This window comes from Actinokineospora inagensis DSM 44258, from assembly GCF_000482865.1.
In the GTDB taxonomy this organism is placed as follows: domain Bacteria; phylum Actinomycetota; class Actinomycetes; order Mycobacteriales; family Pseudonocardiaceae; genus Actinokineospora; species Actinokineospora inagensis.
Map to the genome: position 1 here is coordinate 68,119 of NZ_AXWW01000030.1, position 18,072 is coordinate 86,190.

Sequence of the window (18,072 nt, forward strand, 5' to 3'; positions counted from 1 at the left end):
CTCCGCGACCTGGGCTTTAGGCTGTGCGCATGCGTGAGGCCTACCATTCCGAACTCGGTCAGCTCGCCGAGAAACTCGCGGGCATGTGTGCCATGGTCGCCGATGCGATGGAGCTAGCCACGCGCGCGCTCCTCGAGGCGAACCTCGGCCTCGCCGAGCAGGTGATCAGCGGCGACGAGGCGATCGACGACGCCCGGTCCGCCTGCGAGGAGCAGGCGTACGCCCTGCTCGCCCTGCAGGCCCCGGTCGCCACCGACCTGCGCACCGTGCTCGCCGCCATCCACGCCGCGGAAAGCCTGGAGCGGATGGGTGACCTCGCCCTGCACGTGGCCAAGGCCGCCCGCCGCCGCCACCCCGCGCCGGTGCTGCCCGAGCCGGTCAACGCCTACTTCGCCGAGATGGGCCGGGTCGCCGTCGCGCTCGCCCGCCGCGCCGAAGAGGTCATCCGCAGCCGCGACGTCGCCGCCGCCCGCGCCATCGAGGACGCGGACGACGAGATGGACGACCTGCACCGGCACCTGTTCACCCTGATCATGAACCGGGAGTGGGAGCACGGCGTCGCCGCCGCGGTCGACGTCACCCTGCTCGGCCGGTTCTACGAGCGCTACGCCGACCACGCCGTGTCGGTCGCCAAGCGCGTCGTGTTCGTGGTCACCGGCCGGATGCCCGGCACCGTCAGCGACGACGACCTGTGACAACCCGGCCTGTCCCCGGTTCCCGGGGGCAGGCCGCTCTCAGTTCCGCCGCGGGGTGGCGGCGGTGATCAGCTCCGCCAGTTGCCGGGTCAGCCGCGCGGTGTCCGCCGGTGAGTACGTGGCGCGCAGCGCGCCGTCCGGCTGCGGCCTGCTCACCGACAGGTAGCGGCCCACCTCGGTGTCGATCCAGCCGACCGTGCCGCCGTCAACCTCGCGACCGTGCCTGCCGCGGCCGCTCACCGCGTAGAACCCGTAACCGGTGCGCGGGCGCTCCAACATGGTCGCCGCCAACCGCAACTGTGTGTCCGAAGTGGACCGGGGCGCGCGCACCTGCCGCACGTAACCGGTCTGCCGCACGGGTGGCTGCTCGGTCACCATCACCGACTGGCCGGGACCCGCCGCCGAGGTCGGCAGCAACTCCACCAACGCCCGCGCGACCGAGGCGGGTGCGACGACGTCGAACCGGATCGTCTGTCCTTCTTGGACTGCCACAACCCCGTTTCCACCAACGATTCCCGCGCGCGCCCTGATCGGACGGTCCTTCAGGACAGTGCCCATCACGCCGACGCCGACATCGTGCTCACTGATCACCCGCAACGCCAGCTCCACGTCCGGGTCGACCTCCCGGTCGACCAAGCCGCGGCCGTGCAGATCCGCCAACACCGCCTTCGCGATGCGCTCCCGGTCCGCGGTGTACTCCCCGAAACTGGGCACCTCGAAGGGGAACAACCGCGGGTTGACCCCCAACACCTGCCCGAGCGTGTCCACCGCGGCCAGGGACAACGTGAACGACCTTGGCATCGAGCGCTAGCCGCCGATCACCGGTGGCGCGGTCATCTCGTCGGTGCCGAACACGTCGTCCGGATCCGCCTCCACCAGGTACGACGGCCGCTGGTGCTCCTCGTCCTCACCGCCCTGCCCGCGAGAACCACCACCACCCATACCGCCCATCCCCGAACTGCCCCGACCGCCCGCGCCCGCGGCACCGCCACGACCGAACGCCGCCTGCTCGGCCGCCAGCGCACCCGCGCCCGCACCCATCCCCGCGCCCAGACCACGACCGCTCAGGGCGCCGGTACCGCCACCCGTGCCACCACCGCCGCCAGTGCTGTTGCCACCGCCGAAACCACCGCCGGTACCGCTGCCGAAACCACCACGGCCACCGCCACCGCCACCACTGCCGCCGCGCAGGACGTCCTCGCCGCCGGTGATCGGTCCACCACCGGGCATCGGGGCCAGCCCGCCGGGCAGGTTCTGGTTCTGACCACCCGAGTTCGAACCACCGGGGCTCGGGAAACCGGAGCCAGGGCCCGGATAACCCGGGTCGCCCGGCAGGTAATTACCCGGATCAGTACCGCTGTCGCCACCCGGAATCGTCGGACCGGTCGGGGTGGTCGAACCCGGGTTCCCGTTGTTGCTCCCCGAACCCGGGTGGGAAGTCGAATTGCCGGTCGGTGCCGTTGTGCCCGTATGGCTGTTCGAGCTGTTCGGGCCGCCGAAACCGCTACTGGTATTGCTGTGGCTGCCGCCGGTGACGTTGACGCTCTTACCGCCGGGTTTGTCGACACCCTTGCTGTTGTCGCCAGGGTCTCCGGTCTCCTTCGCCGCATCACCCATCGCGGGCGGCGCCGCGAACGCGGGCATGGTCGACGCGCCACTCAAATGACCGTCATACCCCGACACCACCCGGGCCGCCTCGGCGTGCGCCGCCTGGCTCTCCCGGTAGTCATTCATGTACATCGCCGACTTCCGGACCAGGTCAACCGGATCCGTCGTCGACATCAAGTCCTTCGTCGCCGCCTTCGCGTCGAACGGCACCTCATCCGGCATCGAGTTCTTCGCGTCCGCCAACGCCGCCGACTGGATCCCCGCCTGGGTCCCGGCCAACTGGGCGCTCTGCCCCGCCGTCCCCACCCAGTTCCCCACATCCGCCATGAACCGCCGCGCCGAATCCCCCGCCGCGCCCCGCCACTCCGCCTGGCTGTCGTTGATCGCCGTCGCGACCTCCGACTGGAACTGCGTCATCGCGTTCCCCGCGTCCAGGTACTGCTGCCCGATCTGCCCCACCTGGTCCGGGTCGACATCCTCGGTCACCATCGGCTTCAACTTGCTGTGCGCGAAACTCTGGTAATTCGTACTCGCCAACCCCGGCGGCTGCCGCGTGTCCAACCCCGCCGCCAACTGCCGGGCCTGCGCCGACATCTCCTTGGCGTACCGGTCCTGCACATCACTGTTCCGCGTGAACCGCTTCCACACCCCCGGCCACCACGGCGCGTCCCGGATGTCCTGATCAACCTGCTGCTCCGCCTGGTCGTGCAGATCAGCACTGGAATCCGAAGTCCCCTTACGATCAATGTAAAGCCCCGAACTCCGGTCATACGTCGCGTCGTAATCCGCCGACCCCGGGTCATACCCCGGACTCGCCGGATCCGACACCGCCACCACCCGCCGATCCCCCTGATGCGGCGTATACACCGTCCTCGCCTGGCCAGGCATGTTCAACCTCCCGCGTTAGGGCAGTTCGGGTTCGACAACGTTCGCCGCGTCCAAGGCGGGCTTGCAGAGCTTCGTCGGATCCCCACCTACGGCCGCGACATCGATCCGCGACTTCGACGTGAGCTCCAACGAGATGACACAGGCGACACCATGCACACCGCCGATAGACTGGGCCGCGTTCCTTGAACCGACCTTGACGCGCTGGACCGGAACACTGGACACGATGTCGTCAAGACCCACCCCATCAAGAACCCCGATCCCTAACGTGTAGCTGTCAGCGATGCTGTCCTTGTCGACCCGCCACTCGCAGTACGGACTGTCGCCTGCCTTCTTCTGCTGAGGTCCGCTGGTGATTCCCAACGTCGAGGCAGCGGAAGAGCTGATCAGCTCACAAGGCTTAATCGCAGTCTCGGGTGCCGAACTAGACGTGGTTCTGGGCGGTCGCGTGGTGGACTTCGTGGTGGTGGTCTGCCCACCATCACCCGAGGCGATCGGACTGCCACCTTCGGTATTCGTGCAGGCGGTAGCGGTCAACGACAAAACCACGACCGGTCCCAGCCAGAACGATCGCCTCACTAGTCTCCCATGTTTCCTCGACACCATGGCTCAGGCGAACCCGACCGCGTTCGACTGGTCAGTCGCCTGGTAGTTGGCCATGGCCTGCTTGATGGCGGCCTCAGCTTTCACCAGCGACTCGCGGAGTTGGCGCAATTGGGTGAAGAACCCCTGATCGCCGGCAGCGACCTCAAGCATGAACGGCTTGACGACCTCAGCGTTGTTCGAACTGCCCAGCTTCGGCTTTTGCGCGATGGTCTGTTCGACCGACTGCTGGCTGTCGACCCACGCCGCCATGTTGCGGATGGCGGCGAGGAGGGCGTCGCCGCCGTGGGCGTTGATGGCGAAGTGGCCGGAGGCGGCGCTGAGGGCGAAGTCGTCCATGGCTTGGCCGATGGCGCTGAGTGGGGCGTTGGCACCCTCGTCGATGTACATGGCTGACCCCCGATCCGGTGCGGACTGGCGTTGGCACCGTACCAACTACCCGCAGGTCGCGTCCCCGGTGTGACGCATCTGGGGCGGCGGTTGGTTCCGGTCAGGGGACGGCGGGTTCGACCTGCTTGGCGGCTTCCAGGGCGGGGGCGCACAGGTCGTCGGGGTGGTCACCGGTGGCTTGGACGTCGACGCGGCTGGTGGGGGTGACGTCGATGGCGATGGCGCAGGCGCTGGTGCGGGTGAGGTAGCGGGCGCCGTCGTGGGTGCCGATCGGGAGGTACTCGATCTCGCGGTCGGTCTTGACGTCGTTGATGCCCGCGGTGTCGTAGATGACGACGGCGATGGTGTAGCCGGCTGCCTTCCACTCGCATTGGCGGGTTTTGGAGGTGGCGGAGGGGGTGGGTTGGCCGGTGACGCCGAGTGTCTTGATGGCGGCGGTGGGTAGCAAGGTGCAGGGTTGGACGGTGCGGAGGGCGTTGGGGTCGGCTTGGTGGCTGGTGGCGGTGGTGGGTGGGGCGCTTGTGGCGGGGATGGGGGTGCCGCCGGTTTGCGCTGAGCAGGCGGCGGTGAGGGCGACGAGCAGGAGGGTCTGGACATGCCGAGGACGGCTCACTGATCTCCCCAACGCTTGCGGACTGGTGAGCGGACCCCGGGGGGACGGTATCAATGTGGTGGGGGGCGTGGGGGTGGTGTGGGGAAGTTGGGTCACTGGGCCTCGGCTGCGCCTCGGGTTTCGGCCTGGTCGCCTGGCGGCGACGCCGGCCTCGGGCGCCAGATTAAAACGGGGGTGCCCGTTGTGGTGAAGTTGTTTTGTTTGGGGACCCCTGACAGCAGCCTCTGGTAAGGCTAAAAGGCGGGGCCACTGGAAAGCGTGGCCTTACCCGCCGTTCAGCTTAAGGCTACTGTCCCCCCCAAACAAAACAACTTCACCACAACGGGCGGTTGGTATCGGCGGGTCCCGAGGCGCGCGGTGCAAGAGTGGGACTTCGTCGATGGGGTGGGTTTTTGGCGCGCGGTGCGAGTGTGGCGCTTCGTCGATATGAGCGGGTGGCTGAAGAAATAAAAGAGCCGGGCGAACAGTGTCGCCCGGCTCTGGAAAACGGTGGTACTGGTCAGCCGAAGCGGCCGGAGATGTAGTCTTCGGTGGCTTTTTGGGTGGGGTTGGAGAAGATCTTCTCGGTGTCGTCGAGTTCGATGAGGCGGCCGGGTTGGCCGACGCCTGCGAGGTTGAAGAAGGCGGTTTGGTCGCTGACGCGGGCGGCCTGCTGCATGTTGTGGGTGACGATGACGATGGTGAAGTCCTTCTTCAACTCCTGGATGAGGTCCTCGATCGCCAGGGTGGAGATGGGGTCGAGGGCGGAGCAGGGCTCGTCCATCAGCAGGACGTCCGGCTGGACGGCGATGGCGCGGGCGATGCAGAGGCGCTGTTGCTGGCCGCCGGAGAGGCCGCCGCCGGGGCGGTTGAGGCGGTCCTTGACCTCGGCCCAGAGGTTGGCGCCGCGGAGGGCGCGTTCGGCGACCTCGTCGAGCTTTTTGCGGTCGCGCAGGCCTGCGAGTTTGAGGCCCGCCACGACGTTGTCGCGGATGGACATGGTGGGGAAGGGGTTGGGGCGCTGGAACACCATGCCGATGGTGCGGCGCACGGAGACCGGGTCGACGGTGGAGGCGTAGATGTCCTCGCCGTCGAGGAGGACCTTGCCCTCGGCGCGGGCGCCGGGGATGACCTCGTGCATGCGGTTGAGCGAGCGCAGCACGGTGGACTTGCCGCAACCGGACGGGCCGATGAAGGCGGTCACGTTGCGCGGCGGCACCGCCAGCGACACCTGGTCCACGGCGTGGAACTTGCCGTAGAAGAGGTTGAGGTCCTTGACATCGATGCGCTTGGCCATTGTGTCGCCTACTTCGTCTTCAGGGAGGTCAGCCGCGAGATCAGCGATCCCAGCAGGTTGAAAACGGTGATGATGAGGATCAGCGTGACCGCGGCGCCCCAGACCCTGGCCTCGCCGACGGCGTTGGTGGTGAGCCGCTCCGCGGTCATCAGCAGCGGCAGCGACGCCATGTTGCCGTCGAACGGGTCGTAGTTGATGTACGCGGTGTAGCCGACCAGGACGAGGACCGGCGCGGTCTCGCCCATGACGCGGGCCACGGCCAGCGAGATGCCGGTGATGATGCCGGACATCGCGGTCGGGATGACGATCTTGACGATGGTCTTCCACTTGGGCACGCCCAGGGCGTAGGCGGCCTCGCGCAGCTCATCGGGGACGATCTTGAGGAGTTCCTCGGTGGTGCGCACCACGACCGGGATCATCAGCAGCACCAGCGCCAACGACACGGCGAACGCGCTGCGCGGCAGGCCGAGGGTGGTGACCCAGAGCGCGTAGATGAACAGGGCGGCCACGATCGAGGGGACACCGGAGAGGATGTCCACGGTGAAGGTGACCGCGCGCGCCAGCCGGGACCGCTTGCCGTACTCGACGAGGTAGACCGCGACCAGAATGGCGATCGGGACGGCGATGACCGCGCAGATCAGGCCCTGCAGCAGGGTGCCGATGATGGCGTGGTAGACGCCGCCGCCGAACTGGCGGGAGGTGAGGCCCGCCAGCGACTTCTGCCACCAGTCGGCGTTGAAGACGTACCTGAGGCCCTTGGCGAGCACGGTGATGAGCAGCCAGACCAGCGGCGCGAGGGCGAACACGAACGCCCCGGCGACGAGGACGGTGGCCAGCCGGTTCTTGAACCGGCGACTGGCGTTGATCTCCTGGAAGGCGGGCGGCGTCGCGGGCCGGTCCAGGTCGGTCGCGGTGCTCATTCGTACTCCTTGTGCCCGGAGATGATGGAGCGGGCGAACGCGTTGACCACGAAGGTCAACACGAACAGCACCAGACCGGCGGCGATGTAGGCACCGGCGCCGCGCGGGTCGTTGAACTCCTGGGCGGCGCGGGCGATCTTCGAGGCGATCGTGTCGCCGCCGTCGAAGAGGCTGAAGCTGAAGTGCTTGGTGGTGGAGCTGAGGATGATCAGCACGGCGATGGTCTCACCGAGGGCGCGGCCGAGACCGAGCATCGACGCGCTGATGTACCCGGCGCGGCCGAACGGCAGGACGGTCGTGCGGATGACCTCCCACTTGGTGGCGCCGAGCGCGAGCGCGCCCTCCACCTGCATCGGCGGGGTCCGGTCGAACACCTCGCGGGTGATCGCGGTGATGATCGGCAGCAGCATGACCGCGAGCACGATGCCCGCGGTGAAGATGGTCTGGCCGATCACCAGGTTGGAGCTGCCGGACGCGAACAGCGGGATGAAGCCGAGGTACTCGTTGAGCCACTTGCTGATCGGCGAGAGCGCCGGGGCGAGCACGTAGGCGCCCCAGAGGCCGTAGATGATCGAGGGGACCGCGGCGAGCAGGTCGACCAGGTAGGCGAACGGCCGGGCCAGCCTGCGCGGGGCGTACTGGGTGAGGAACAGCGCGATGCCCAGCGAGACGGGCATGGCGATGATCAGCGCGAACACCGAGCTGAAGATGGTGACCAGCAGCAGGTCGAGCACGCCGAAGGCCAGGTTGGCCGGGTCGGCGTTCCAGTCCCGGCTGAACAGGAAGTTGGCGTTGTTGTCCGCCAGCGACGGGATCGCCTGGATGAGCAGGAAGATCCCGATCAGCGCGATCATGACGACGACGAAGACGCCGGAACCGACGGTCAACGTCTTGAAGATCTTGTCACCCGGGCGGGTGATGACCTTGGTGGGCTTGGCGGGGTCCCCGTCGGAGCCCTGCGGAGTGGGGGTAATCGGTGCCTCCGGTGCGGTGTCGGGCGCCGCGCCGCCCCGCGGGCCCCCGGCTAAGCCGGGGGCCCCGGGGCGTCCGACAGTGTCGGAATCGCTCATGTCGTCGTCTCGGCTCTGTGCCAGGTGGACAGTCTGCCAGGCCGACTAGGAGATGGCCTGGATCGCGTCGAGCAGCTTCTTCTGGAACTCGCTGGGCAGCGGCACGTAGCCCGCGTCCGGCAGGGCCGACTGGGCCTGGGTGGCGGCCACGGTCAGGAACGCCTTGACGGCCTTGGTCGTGTCGGCGTCGTAGCCCTTCGAGCAGACGATCTCGTAGGTGGCGAGCACCAGCGGGTACGCGTTGGCGGTGTTGCTGGCGTACAGCGCGTCCAGGTCGAGCACCAGGTCGTTGCCCTCGCCCTTGACCTTGACGTTCTTGATCGCGGTTGCCGCGCTGTCCGCGGTCAGGGCGACGGCGCCGGAGCCGCTGTCGATCTTGGCCGAGGTCAGGTTCTTGTCCTGGATGTAGGACCACTCGATGTAGCCGATGGTGCCGTCACCCGCGCCAAGCGCGTCCGCGACACCGGCCGAACCCTGGGCGCCCTGGCCGACGCCACCGTTGAACTTCTTGCCCGCGTCCTTGGTCCACGCGCCCTTGCCCGCGGCCTTCAGGTACTTCTGGAAGTTGTCGGTGGTGCCCGACTCGTCACCGCGGTAGATGACGGTGATGGCCTTGTCCGGCAGCGTGGCGCCGGAGTTGAGCTTGGCGATGGCCGCGTCGTTCCACTTGGTGATGGCGCCGCTGAAGATCTTGGCCGCCACCTCGCCGGTCAGCGTCAGGTCCTGCACGCCGTCGAGCTTGTAGGCGATGCCGACCGGGCCGAACACCAGCGGGAGGTCCCAGGCCGGGTTGGTCTTGCAGCGCTTGTTGGCCGCGTCGACCTCACCCTTGTCCTTGTTCAGGGCCGAGTCGGAGCCACCGATGTCGACGATGCCGCCGTTGAACTGCTTCACACCAGCGCCGGAACCGGACGGGGTGTAGGCGAGCTGCTGGCCGGAGCAGGCCTTGCCGTAGGCGGCGATGAAAGCGTCCATCGCGCCCTTCTGGGCGCTGGAGCCCTCGGCGGTCAGGCTCTTCTTGCCGCCGCAGTCGACGGGCGCGGAGCTGCTGGGCGCGGTAGCCACCGTGTTGGAGCTACCACCGGCCGGGGTGTTGCTGTCGCTGCCGCACGCGGTGAGGGCGAGGGCCCCCGCCGCGATGATGCCGAGCACTGACGCCGGCCGCTTGCTGATCACGTTGATTCCTCCAGGCAGGAGTCTTCTCAGGTCGCGACGTGACCCAACGTCCGTCGCCTCGCGGGCGACGCTAGGCAGCAGTGATGGACGGCTGCTCTTGTAGAGGTGAACGAAGCGTGAACAAGCCCGTTTTCGTGACCGTTGCGATATGCCCGTCGCCTGGTCGTGGCCTTGTCGTGACCTGTACGTATGCGCTGCGTCACCGGTCAGCCGCCTTTCGCGTCTGCACGTGCATACTGACTGTCGGCGACTGAACGGGTGAAACCCATTCGGCTGTACAGAGCAACAGCGGGTGCGTTGTCCGACTCGACGTACAGCATCACCTCGGGCAATCCGAGTGCCCGCAGATGGCGCAACCCGATCAGGGTCAGCGCCTTGCCGAGACCACTACCCTGCGCCGCCGGATCGACCCCGACGACGTACACCTCGCCGATCCGTCCCGGGTGGACCTTCGTCCAGTGGAAGCCGAGCACCCGGTCCGATGTGTCCACAGCCAGGAAGAACCCGGCGGGGTCGAACCAGCTCTCGCGTTCGGTGGCCTCGACGTCGGCGACGGTGAGCGCCCCCTGCTCGGGGTGCCAGGCGAAGGCGGCCCGGTTGACCGCGACGACGGCGGCCTCGTCCCGGCCGGGTTCGAACGCCCGCACCCGGACCCCGTCCGGCCACACGGGAGCGCCGGGACCGCCCGCATCCGCGGTGGACAGGTCCAGCCGCATGGTCAGTAGCTCGCGAACCCTTGACAGGCCGCGGAGTTCGGCGATCCGAACGGCGCCGGGGTGGTCACCGTGCGCCCAGAACCGAACACCGTCGTCGGCCCGCGCGAGTACGGCGTCGACGAGCGCCGAGCCGATACCGCGGCGGCGCGCGTCCGGCCGGACGACGACCTCGGCGACCTGGTGGCCGAACGAGTCGCCCTCGGTGTCCAGGTGCGCGTAGCCGACGAGTTCGGCACCACCGGCGGAGCCGGTGAGTTCGATACCGTCGGTGGCGAGCAGGTGCTCCCCGCCGCGGAACTCGCGGGCCAGCCCGGACTCGGGGACCTCGGGTCTGCCGTCCACGGCGGCGACGGCGAGCAGCAGGGGCCGGATCTCGGCGGCGACCCCGGGGGTGTCCGGGCGCCAGGTCAGGTCGGTCACCGGACCGAACCTACCTAGCGAACGTCGATCTGGTCGGCGAAGTCCATGTCGTGGTCCAGTCCGGCGCGGCCGCCGCCAGGCTTGGGCGGCTGGACGAACTTGTAGCCGACGTTGCGCACGGTGCCGATGAGCTGCTCGTGCTCGGCGCCGAGCTTGGCCCGCAGCCGCCGGACGTGCACGTCGACGGTGCGGGTGCCGCCGAAGAAGTCGTAGCCCCAGACCTCCTGCAGCAACTGCGCCCGGGTGAACACCCGACCGGCGTGCTGGGCGAGGTACTTGAGCAGCTCGAACTCCTTGTAGGTGAGGTCGAGCGGGCGGCCGCGCAGCCGGGCCATGTAGGTGGCCTCGTCGATCACCAGCTCGCCCAGGCGCAGCGCGCCGTCGGCGGCGGCACCGGCCGGGCCGCGGGAGGTGAGCAGCCGCAGCCGGGCGTCGACCTCGGCGGGACCGGCGGTGGGCAGCAGGATCTCGTCGACGCGCCAGTCGGCGGTGATGGCGACCAGGCCGCCCTCGGTGACCACGGCGAGCACCGGGCAGGTGTCGCCGCCGCTGGTCAGCAGCCTGCACAGGCTCTTGGCGCCCGCGAGGTCGATGCGCGCGTCCACGATGACCGCGTCCCGGGCACCCGCCTCAAGCAGGGCGGTGACCTCGGGCGCGTGCGCGCGCACGGTGTGCGGCAGCAAGCCCAGCGAGGGCACCACGGCCGCGGGCTCGGGGTCGGCGGTCAGCAGCAGCAGGTCGAGGCTCATGTCGAGGCCGCCTCTCTCGTGCGTGATTTCCGCGCCGCGGCGTTGGGGTGCGGCCCCGGGTCGGGGTGGCGATTTCGGCTGGCAGGAACAATAGCCCGGCCCGCTCGCGAATGTCGTCCGCATGACGTCCGGGTCACACGGGTGGCCGCCACCCGGCGCAGGTCAGGCCGTGGTGTCACGGGCGGGTTAACCGGCCGTCCAGCACCGACAATGCCGGCTTGTCCCGGTCTTCGAAATGCATTTGTGAATGGCGTGTTGCCGGGTGCGCCGTCTCACCATCCGGGCGGCGCGGGCAACGCCGGGACCGGCCGGAACGTCTTCCGGGGCGGTGTCCGGACCGGGGCCCGGGGCACTGCGGGATCATTGACCCGCGTGCCGGGCCGCTCCCGGGGGTAGTTGACGGGTAGTCGCGAGCGGCCGCGGCCGACGCGGACAGCGTGCGACACCGGAACAGATGACCGGAACAGACGGGTGACGGGATGACGACGATGACGGACTCTGGCACGAACCCGGGGCGGCCCGCCGCGGCCCCCCGACGCCGGTCGAAGGCGGTGCGCAGGCTCGTCATCACGGTGCTGGTGCTGGTCGCGCTGCTGGTGGCGGCCGACTTCGGCGCGGCGGCGGTGTTCGAGAACGAGGTGTCCAAGCGGGCGCAGGCCCAGTTCGGGCTGGCCGACGCCCCCGCGGTGAAGGTGGGCGGGTTCTCCTTCCTCGTGCAGGCCGTGTCCGGCGAGTACGACCTGGTGACCATCGACGCGCACGGCGTGCCGGTGCAGGACACCCTGCGCGACCTGGACGTGCACGCCGACCTGCGCGGGGTGCAGGCGCCGCTGTCCGACCTGGTGAACGGCTCGCTCAAGCAGGTGCCGATCCGCGAGGTCGAGGGCCAGGTGCGGGTGAAGGCGGCGGACGTGAACCGCGCGGTGCAGGCGAACTCGAACGAGGTCGTGTCCTCGATCACCAACCTGACCATCGACCCGGTCAGCGAGAAGGCGGTGAACACCGCGCCCGCCGACGGCGAGGAGACCCAGGAGGACGGCGCCGAGGTCGCCGACCAGGAGGGCACGACCGCGGGCGTGAAGCTGTGCGGGACGGTGGGCATCGCCGGTCAGGACACCGAGCTGTGCGTGTTCTCCATCGTGTCGCTGGTCGACGGCGGCATCGACATCGCGCCGAAGCGGCTGGAGCTGCGCAACGGCGGGTCGGACGTGAAGCTGCCGCAGGTGATCCAGTCGCGGGTGCTGAAGCTGTTCACCCGACGCCTGGACACCGGCGCGCTGCCGTTCAAGGTGACGCCGACCGCGGTGACCGTGCAGCCGGGTGTGCTGTCGGTGAAGGGCAAGGCCGAGAACGTGGTGTTGGGGCGATGACCGGGTTGTTCGTGGCCATCGGCACCGTGGTGGTCGCCGTGGCGTTGGGGTCCGTGGTCCGCGTGTTGAGCGGCCGGGTGCGCGGGTCGGCCGGGCAGGTGCCCGCCGCGGTGCGTGAGGTGCTGGACCCGGCCGCGGCGGTGACACTGGTGCAGTTGTCGACGGAGTACTGCGCCGGGTGCAAACAGGCGCGGGTGGTGCTGACCGGTCTGGCGCGGGACACGGCCGGTCTCGCGCACGCCGACCTCGACCTGACGCACCGGCCCGAGCTGGCGGGCGAGTTGAGGGTGTCGCGCACCCCGACGACCATCGCGGTGACCGCCTCCGGGACGGAGCTGCTGCGCGTCGGTGGAGTGCCCAAACGTGAGGAACTGCTCACCTCCCTGCGCCCGCACTTGGCCGGTTGAGGGCCGTTCACCTGCGCGTACGCCGCGCGCAAGGGGGCGGAGCGGTTTCCCATCCTCTGGACGGGCCTTCTCACGGCGGTTGCCACGGCGGGTACGCTCGCGCCCGTGTCCAGCTCCCTGACCAGGCGGCGCGCGGTGGATTTCTGCCGCGTGCGCTCCAGCCTGTGTCGGCGCGCCTGATCTGGCGGTCCGCTCGCGGCGCGTAGCGCCCCTGACCGCCCACCCCTTGTGCAAGGTCAGGAGGAGCCGTGCCCAACAGCGCGACGCGCGTGCAGCCCCAAGTCGACCCCCGAGGCCCACGCTTCGCCGCCTGGGTGACCAGTGTCGTGCTGGTCGTGGTCTTGGCCACCGGTTGGTGGCCGCTGCTGGCGGCGCAGGCGGTGGTGTTCGCCATCGGCGGTTTCATCGGGCTCCGCCCCGCCCCCTACGCCGCGCTGTTCCGCCTGCTGGTCGCGCCGAGGCTGGCGCCGACCACCGAGCGCGAGGACGCCGCCCCGGTGCGGTTCGCGCAGTCGGTCGGGTTCGGGTTCGCGCTGGTCGGCGTGCTCGGCTACGCCCTGGCGGTGCCCGCACTCGGCATGGTCGCCACGGCGTTCGCGCTGGCCGCCGCCTTCCTGAACGCCGCGTTCGGGTTCTGCCTCGGCTGCGAGGCCTATCTGCTGATCAACCGTCTGTCCAACACACTGAGGAAAGTGGGAACCGCCCGATGAGCCGCGAAGACGTGCTGGTTTCGGCCGCCTGGGCCGAGGAGAACCTGAACGCCGAGGGGGTGGTGTTCGTCGAGGTCGACGAGGACGCCAGCGCCTACGACACCGGGCACATCCCGGGCGCGGTCAAGGTCGACTGGAAGCAGGACCTGCAGGACCCGGTGCGCCGCGACTTCGTGGACCGCGCCGGCTTCGAGAAGCTGCTCTCGGCCCGCGGCATCGGCAACGACGACACCGTGATCCTCTACGGCGGCAACAACAACTGGTTCGCCGCGTACGCGTACTGGTACTTCAAGCTCTACGGCCACCAGTCGGTGAAGCTGCTCGACGGCGGCCGCAAGAAGTGGGAACTCGACGGCCGCCCGCTCGACGCCGACGCGGTGACCAGGGACGAGACGACGTACTCGGCCAAGGAGCAGGACCTGTCGCTGCGCGCGTTCCGCGACGAGGCCGTCGCCGCGATCAACACCAAGAACCTGGTCGACGTGCGCTCGCCGGACGAGTTCTCCGGCAAGCTGTCCGCCCCCGCGCACCTGCCGCAGGAGCAGGCGCAGGTCAAGGGGCACATCCCGACCGCGATCAACGTGCCGTGGAGCAAGGCGGCCAACGAGGACGGCACCTTCAAGTCCAACGACGAGCTGCGCGAGCTCTACCGGGAGGCCGGGCTCGACGAGGGCAAGGCCACGGTCGCGTATTGCCGCATCGGTGAGCGGTCCTCGCACACCTGGTTCGCCCTGCGCGAGCTGCTCGGCTACACCGACGTGAAGAACTACGACGGGTCGTGGACCGAGTACGGCTCCCTGGTCGGCGTGCCGGTCGAGGTCGGCGCGTAACTCCCCCCACCCCAGGCCCACGAGGCCGGGACGGAAAGGACATCCCATGAGCAGCTCTTGTGGAGCACCGGAGCAGGGCAGCGCCCTCCCCGCGAACGTGGACGCGGGCAAGGAGGTCGTCCTCAACGGCAAGGTGACCAACGGCGGCACCCCGGTCGGCGGCGCGTTCGTGCGCCTGCTGGACTCGACCGGCGAGTTCACCGCCGAGGTCGTGTCCTCGTCGGAGGGTGACTTCCGGTTCTTCGCCGCCCCGGGTGACTGGACGGTGCGCGCGCTGCATCGCGACGGCAACGGCGAGGCGACGGTGTCCGCCAGTGGTCCCGGTCTGCACGAGGTCACCGTCTCGGTCGGCTGACATCGGGTTCGGCGGAAGGGCCCGGGGGGTCCCCGGGCCCTTCCGCGCGTCCGGGGTGGGACCAGCACCACGCGTACGGCGGCGGCGCGGGCGGTATCCTGCTGCCGTGGAAATCTTCTTCACCTCGCTGCTGGTCGTGATCGGTCTGCTGACCACGTGGTTCGCGGGGTACGTCGTGTACCGCCTCTACGCCGACCAGCGCTGATGTCGGAGCCTGTGCCGAACCCGGGCCCCGGCGGGCCCGTTCCCGGCAGCGGCGACGCGGCGATCCAGGCGGCGGAGAAGCGGGCGGAGGCGACCCGGCACCGGAACCTGCCGCAGTTCACCGACCTGCCGATCCCGGCGGACACGGCCAACCTGCGCGAGGGCCCGGAGCTCAACGACGCCTGCCTGGCGCTGCTGCCGCTGGTCGGGGTGTGGCGCGGTGAGGGCGAGGTGGTCTACCCGACCATCGACGGGCCGTTCAAGTACGGCCAGCAGATCACCTTCGCGCACGACGGCCGCCCGTTCCTCTACTACGAGGCGCGCGCGTGGCTGCTCGACGACGAGGGCGCGGTGATCCGCCCGGCGGCCAGGGAGACCGGGTTCTGGCGGCCGCAGCCGGACGACACGATCGAGGTGCTGCTGGTGCACGCCACCGGCATCTCAGAGATCTACTACGGCACGCCGCGCACCCAGACGTCGTGGGAGTTGGACACCGATGTGGTCCTGCGCACCTCCACCGCCAAGGAGGTCAACGCGGCCAAGCGGCTCTACGGGCTGGTCAACAACGGTGACCTGGCCTACGTGGAGGAGCGGGCGATGATGGGGCAGGAGCTGCAGCCGCACACCTCGGCGTACCTGCGCCGGGTCGTCGGCTGACACCGAGCCCGGCGGATGAGACTGCGGCGGTGCGGTCCGGACGCGGTCCTGGTCGAGGTCGGGTCGTTGGCGGAGGTCGCGGCGGTGCGGGCGGTGTTGGCGGGGTTGCCGGGGCTGGTTGATCTGGTGCCCGCCGCGCGCACGGTCTTGGCGTCGTTCGAGCCCGGTTCTCCAGGTCTGCGGCAGGTGCGGGACGTCTTGGCGCGCGCCGATCTCTCCGCGCCACCCGCCGTGGTGGCCGCTGAGGTGACCTTGCCGGTGGTCTACGAGGGCCCCGACCTGGACTTGGTCGCCCAGACCGCGGGGTTGACCGTCGACGAGGTCGTCGCGTTGCACTCGGGTGCGGTCTACACGGTCGCCTTCTGCGGGTTCGCCCCCGGTTTCGCCTACCTGACCGGGTTGCCCGAGCCGCTTCAACAGTCCCGTTTGGACACTCCGCGGACCAGGGTGCCGACCGGGTCCGTCGGGGTGGCCGGGGAGTTCACCGGGATCTACCCGCGGTCGTCACCGGGGGGTTGGCGGTTGGTCGCCCGACTCGCCGACCACGCGGACGCGTTGTTCGACCCGGCCCGCGAGCCCGCCGCCCTGTTGTCGCCGGGAGACCGGGTGCGGTTCGAGGCGGCGACGTGACCCGCGCGTTGACCGTCCTGGCCACCGGTCCGCTCGCCCTCGTCGAAGACCTCGGCAGGCCCGGCCACGCGCACCTGGGTGTCCCGCCGTCGGGTGCCCTGGACGTGCCCTCGCTGCGGCTGGCGAACCGGTTGGTGGGCAACCCGGAGTACGCCGCGGGGATCGAGTGCGTGCTCGGCGGCCTCGTCCTGCGGGCGGGGGCCTCCTGCACGGTCGCGGTGACCGGTCCGAGCGTGGTCGTCCGGGTCGACGGGCACGGCGTCGACTCCCACACCCCCGTGCACCTGGCGGCGGACGCCGTGCTCGAACTGGGGGTGCCGTTGACCGGTCTGCGCAGCTACCTGGCGGTGTCCGGTGGCATCGCGGTCCCGCCACAGTTGGGTTCGCGGTCGACAGACGTCCTGTCCGGGATCGGCCCGGCGCCGTTGGCAGCGGGGGACGCGCTGCCCGTCGGCGATCCGGTCGGGCCGCCGGTCGGGGCGGACGCGGTGCCGCCGCCGAGCCCCGGTGACTTCCTGACCGTCCCGGTGGTCCTGGGTCCGCGCGACGACTGGTTCGCCGACGCGGGCGCCCGGCTGGCGGGCACGGTGTGGTCGGTGTCTCCGGAGAGCAACCGGGTGGGGCTGCGGCTGCTCGGCGACCCGCTGCGCCGCGCGGCCGGGTTCGACGGCCGGGAGCTGACCAGCGAGGGCGTGCTCACCGGGGCCGTCCAGGTGCCCGCGAGCGGCCGTCCGGTGATCTTCCTGGCCGACCACCCGACCACCGGCGGGTATCCCGTCGTCGGCGTGGTGCCGGGGCGGCACCTCGCCGAGCTCGGTCAGGCGCGGCCCGGCACGAGGGTCCGGTTGCGGGCTCAGTACTCGGACTCGTAGAGCCCGGTCAGCTCGGCGGCCAGGTCGGTCGAATCCGGCAGGTCGACGCCGTCTAGGACGCGCACCCGGGTGATCCGGCGCACGCTGGAGACGACGAACAGCCCGTCAGCCCTGGCGAGTTCCGACCGGTCGACCGGCTCGACCTTGGTGTTCCAGCCCGCGCTTTCGGCGGCCCGGAACAGCGCGCCCTGGGTGGTGCCCGCCAGCACGCCGCTCGACGGCGGCGGGGTGCGCAGGCTGCGCCCGGTGGCCAGCACCACGTTCGCGGTCGGTCCTTCGAGGACGGTGCCGTCGGTGCCGGTGAAGATCACCTCGTCGACGCCGATGGTCTTCGCGTGCCGCATGGCGGCCATGTTCACCGCGTACGACAGCGTCTTGGCCCCGAGCAACAGCCACGGCGCGCGGTCGACGACGGCCGGGTCGTAGCCCCGCTCCAGGACGGCGGCGGTCACCCCGGCGGCCCGCTTCCGCGCGGCTGCCCCGGGGATGGATAAGCCCAAGGCGTAGGCGGTCGTGCCGCCGTCACCGAACTCCGGCCCACGGGTGTACACGAGCTTGATCACCAGCTCACCCGGCTCCGGCCAGGCGTCGATGACGGCGCGGGTCACCCGTTCCCAGGCCGCCAAGTCCGGTCGGGGCAGCTCCAGCATCGCCGCGGAGCGGGCCAGCCGCTCCAGGTGCGCGGCCAGCTCGCGCGGCTGCCCGTCGACCACGAGCACCGACTCGAACACGCCGTCGCCCCGGCTCAGACCGAGGTCGTCGGCCCGCACCAGCGGGGTGTCGGGGTCGGCGATCGTTCCGTCGAGCAGGGCCAGCACGCGCATGCGCGGAACCCTACGCGCAGGCCCTACCATCGACGGGGTGGACACCGCCCACTCGCTGGAGGACCGACGCGCGCAGTTGCGGATCACCCTGC

21 protein-coding genes are annotated in these 18,072 nt (G+C 70.0%); 9 read left to right on the forward strand and 12 right to left on the reverse strand.

Going from position 1 to position 18,072, the window contains the following annotated elements:
• The first annotated feature begins 29 nt into the window (after positions 1-29).
• Positions 30-695 carry a phosphate signaling complex protein PhoU gene (gene phoU / locus H504_RS0113345; RefSeq protein WP_026423185.1) on the forward strand — a complete coding sequence of 222 codons (666 nt, stop codon included), beginning with the start codon at positions 30-32 and terminating at the stop codon, positions 693-695.
• Between the two features lie 39 nt (positions 696-734).
• Here the strand turns inward: phoU and H504_RS34830 are convergent, their stop codons facing one another.
• The 11 genes from H504_RS34830 to H504_RS0113400 all read right to left on the reverse strand — a co-directional run bounded on the left by H504_RS34830 (position 735) and on the right by H504_RS0113400 (position 11,121).
• Complete coding sequence (locus H504_RS34830) at positions 735-1,496, reverse strand: ESX secretion-associated protein EspG (RefSeq protein ID WP_051385797.1); 762 nt, start codon at positions 1,494-1,496, stop codon at positions 735-737.
• 6 nt (positions 1,497-1,502) lie between these two features.
• Positions 1,503-3,131, reverse strand: a complete 1,629-nt coding sequence (locus H504_RS41140; RefSeq protein WP_157440386.1) for a dermokine domain-containing protein — start codon at positions 3,129-3,131, stop codon at positions 1,503-1,505.
• 75 nt (positions 3,132-3,206) lie between these two features.
• Positions 3,207-3,725: a DUF3558 family protein gene (locus H504_RS39805; protein WP_169735381.1), complete on the reverse strand. Its 519-nt coding sequence runs from the start codon at positions 3,723-3,725 to the stop codon at positions 3,207-3,209.
• Positions 3,726-3,797: 72 nt separating this feature from the next.
• Positions 3,798-4,181, reverse strand: coding sequence for a hypothetical protein (locus H504_RS0113365; RefSeq protein ID WP_026423187.1), 384 nt, complete (start codon positions 4,179-4,181; stop codon positions 3,798-3,800).
• A 100-nt stretch (positions 4,182-4,281) separates the two neighbouring features.
• Positions 4,282-4,794, reverse strand: coding sequence for a DUF3558 domain-containing protein (locus tag H504_RS0113370; protein WP_026423188.1), 513 nt, complete (start codon positions 4,792-4,794; stop codon positions 4,282-4,284).
• A gap of 499 nt (positions 4,795-5,293) precedes the next feature.
• Positions 5,294-6,070 (reverse strand): phosphate ABC transporter ATP-binding protein PstB, encoded by a 777-nt coding sequence (pstB, locus tag H504_RS0113375; protein ID WP_026423189.1) that lies wholly within the window; start codon positions 6,068-6,070, stop codon positions 5,294-5,296.
• An 8-nt stretch (positions 6,071-6,078) separates the two neighbouring features.
• Positions 6,079-6,990 carry a phosphate ABC transporter permease PstA gene (pstA, locus tag H504_RS0113380; RefSeq protein WP_026423190.1) on the reverse strand — a complete coding sequence of 304 codons (912 nt, stop codon included), beginning with the start codon at positions 6,988-6,990 and terminating at the stop codon, positions 6,079-6,081.
• Positions 6,987-8,060, reverse strand: coding sequence for a phosphate ABC transporter permease subunit PstC (pstC, locus tag H504_RS0113385; protein ID WP_026423191.1), 1,074 nt, complete (start codon positions 8,058-8,060; stop codon positions 6,987-6,989). The genes pstA and pstC overlap by 4 nt, the downstream gene beginning before the upstream one ends.
• Before the next feature lie 45 nt (positions 8,061-8,105).
• The gene (pstS, locus tag H504_RS0113390) at positions 8,106-9,236 is read right to left on the reverse strand and encodes a phosphate ABC transporter substrate-binding protein PstS (protein ID WP_026423192.1); all 1,131 of its coding nucleotides are present in this window, start codon (positions 9,234-9,236) and stop codon (positions 8,106-8,108) included.
• Positions 9,237-9,442: 206 nt separating this feature from the next.
• Positions 9,443-10,372, reverse strand: coding sequence for a mycothiol synthase (gene mshD / locus H504_RS0113395; RefSeq protein ID WP_026423193.1), 930 nt, complete (start codon positions 10,370-10,372; stop codon positions 9,443-9,445).
• 14 nt (positions 10,373-10,386) lie between these two features.
• Positions 10,387-11,121: a winged helix-turn-helix transcriptional regulator gene (locus H504_RS0113400; protein ID WP_026423194.1), complete on the reverse strand. Its 735-nt coding sequence runs from the start codon at positions 11,119-11,121 to the stop codon at positions 10,387-10,389.
• Positions 11,122-11,609: 488 nt separating this feature from the next.
• On the opposite strand from H504_RS0113400, the gene H504_RS0113405 reads away from it, so the two are divergent.
• The 8 genes from H504_RS0113405 (at position 11,610) to H504_RS0113445 (ending at position 17,156) form a co-directional block, all read left to right on the forward strand.
• Complete coding sequence (locus tag H504_RS0113405; protein WP_169735382.1) at positions 11,610-12,491, forward strand: LmeA family phospholipid-binding protein; 882 nt, start codon at positions 11,610-11,612, stop codon at positions 12,489-12,491.
• Complete coding sequence (locus H504_RS0113410; protein ID WP_026423196.1) at positions 12,488-12,898, forward strand: TlpA family protein disulfide reductase; 411 nt, start codon at positions 12,488-12,490, stop codon at positions 12,896-12,898. The genes H504_RS0113405 and H504_RS0113410 overlap by 4 nt, the downstream gene beginning before the upstream one ends.
• A 269-nt stretch (positions 12,899-13,167) precedes the next feature.
• Entirely contained in the window at positions 13,168-13,608 is a 441-nt protein-coding gene (locus H504_RS0113415) for a DUF4395 domain-containing protein (RefSeq protein ID WP_035304267.1), read from the forward strand.
• The gene (locus H504_RS0113420; RefSeq protein ID WP_026423198.1) at positions 13,605-14,438 is read left to right on the forward strand and encodes a sulfurtransferase; all 834 of its coding nucleotides are present in this window, start codon (positions 13,605-13,607) and stop codon (positions 14,436-14,438) included. The genes H504_RS0113415 and H504_RS0113420 overlap by 4 nt, the downstream gene beginning before the upstream one ends.
• 46 nt (positions 14,439-14,484) lie before the next feature.
• Complete coding sequence (locus H504_RS0113425; protein ID WP_026423199.1) at positions 14,485-14,793, forward strand: DUF1416 domain-containing protein; 309 nt, start codon at positions 14,485-14,487, stop codon at positions 14,791-14,793.
• Positions 14,794-14,997: 204 nt separating this feature from the next.
• Entirely contained in the window at positions 14,998-15,654 is a 657-nt protein-coding gene (locus tag H504_RS0113435) for a heme-binding beta-barrel domain-containing protein (RefSeq protein ID WP_051385800.1), read from the forward strand.
• 15 nt (positions 15,655-15,669) lie between these two features.
• Positions 15,670-16,284 (forward strand): 5-oxoprolinase subunit B family protein, encoded by a 615-nt coding sequence (locus H504_RS0113440; RefSeq protein ID WP_026423201.1) that lies wholly within the window; start codon positions 15,670-15,672, stop codon positions 16,282-16,284.
• Entirely contained in the window at positions 16,281-17,156 is an 876-nt protein-coding gene (locus H504_RS0113445) for a 5-oxoprolinase subunit C family protein (protein WP_026423202.1), read from the forward strand. Before H504_RS0113440 ends, H504_RS0113445 begins: the two co-directional genes overlap by 4 nt.
• On the opposite strand, the gene H504_RS0113450 is transcribed toward H504_RS0113445, so the two are convergent.
• Positions 17,138-17,980, reverse strand: coding sequence for an aminodeoxychorismate lyase (locus tag H504_RS0113450; RefSeq protein ID WP_026423203.1), 843 nt, complete (start codon positions 17,978-17,980; stop codon positions 17,138-17,140). The two genes, H504_RS0113445 and H504_RS0113450, sit on opposite strands and share 19 nt — an antisense overlap.
• Positions 17,981-18,072 lie beyond the last annotated feature (92 nt).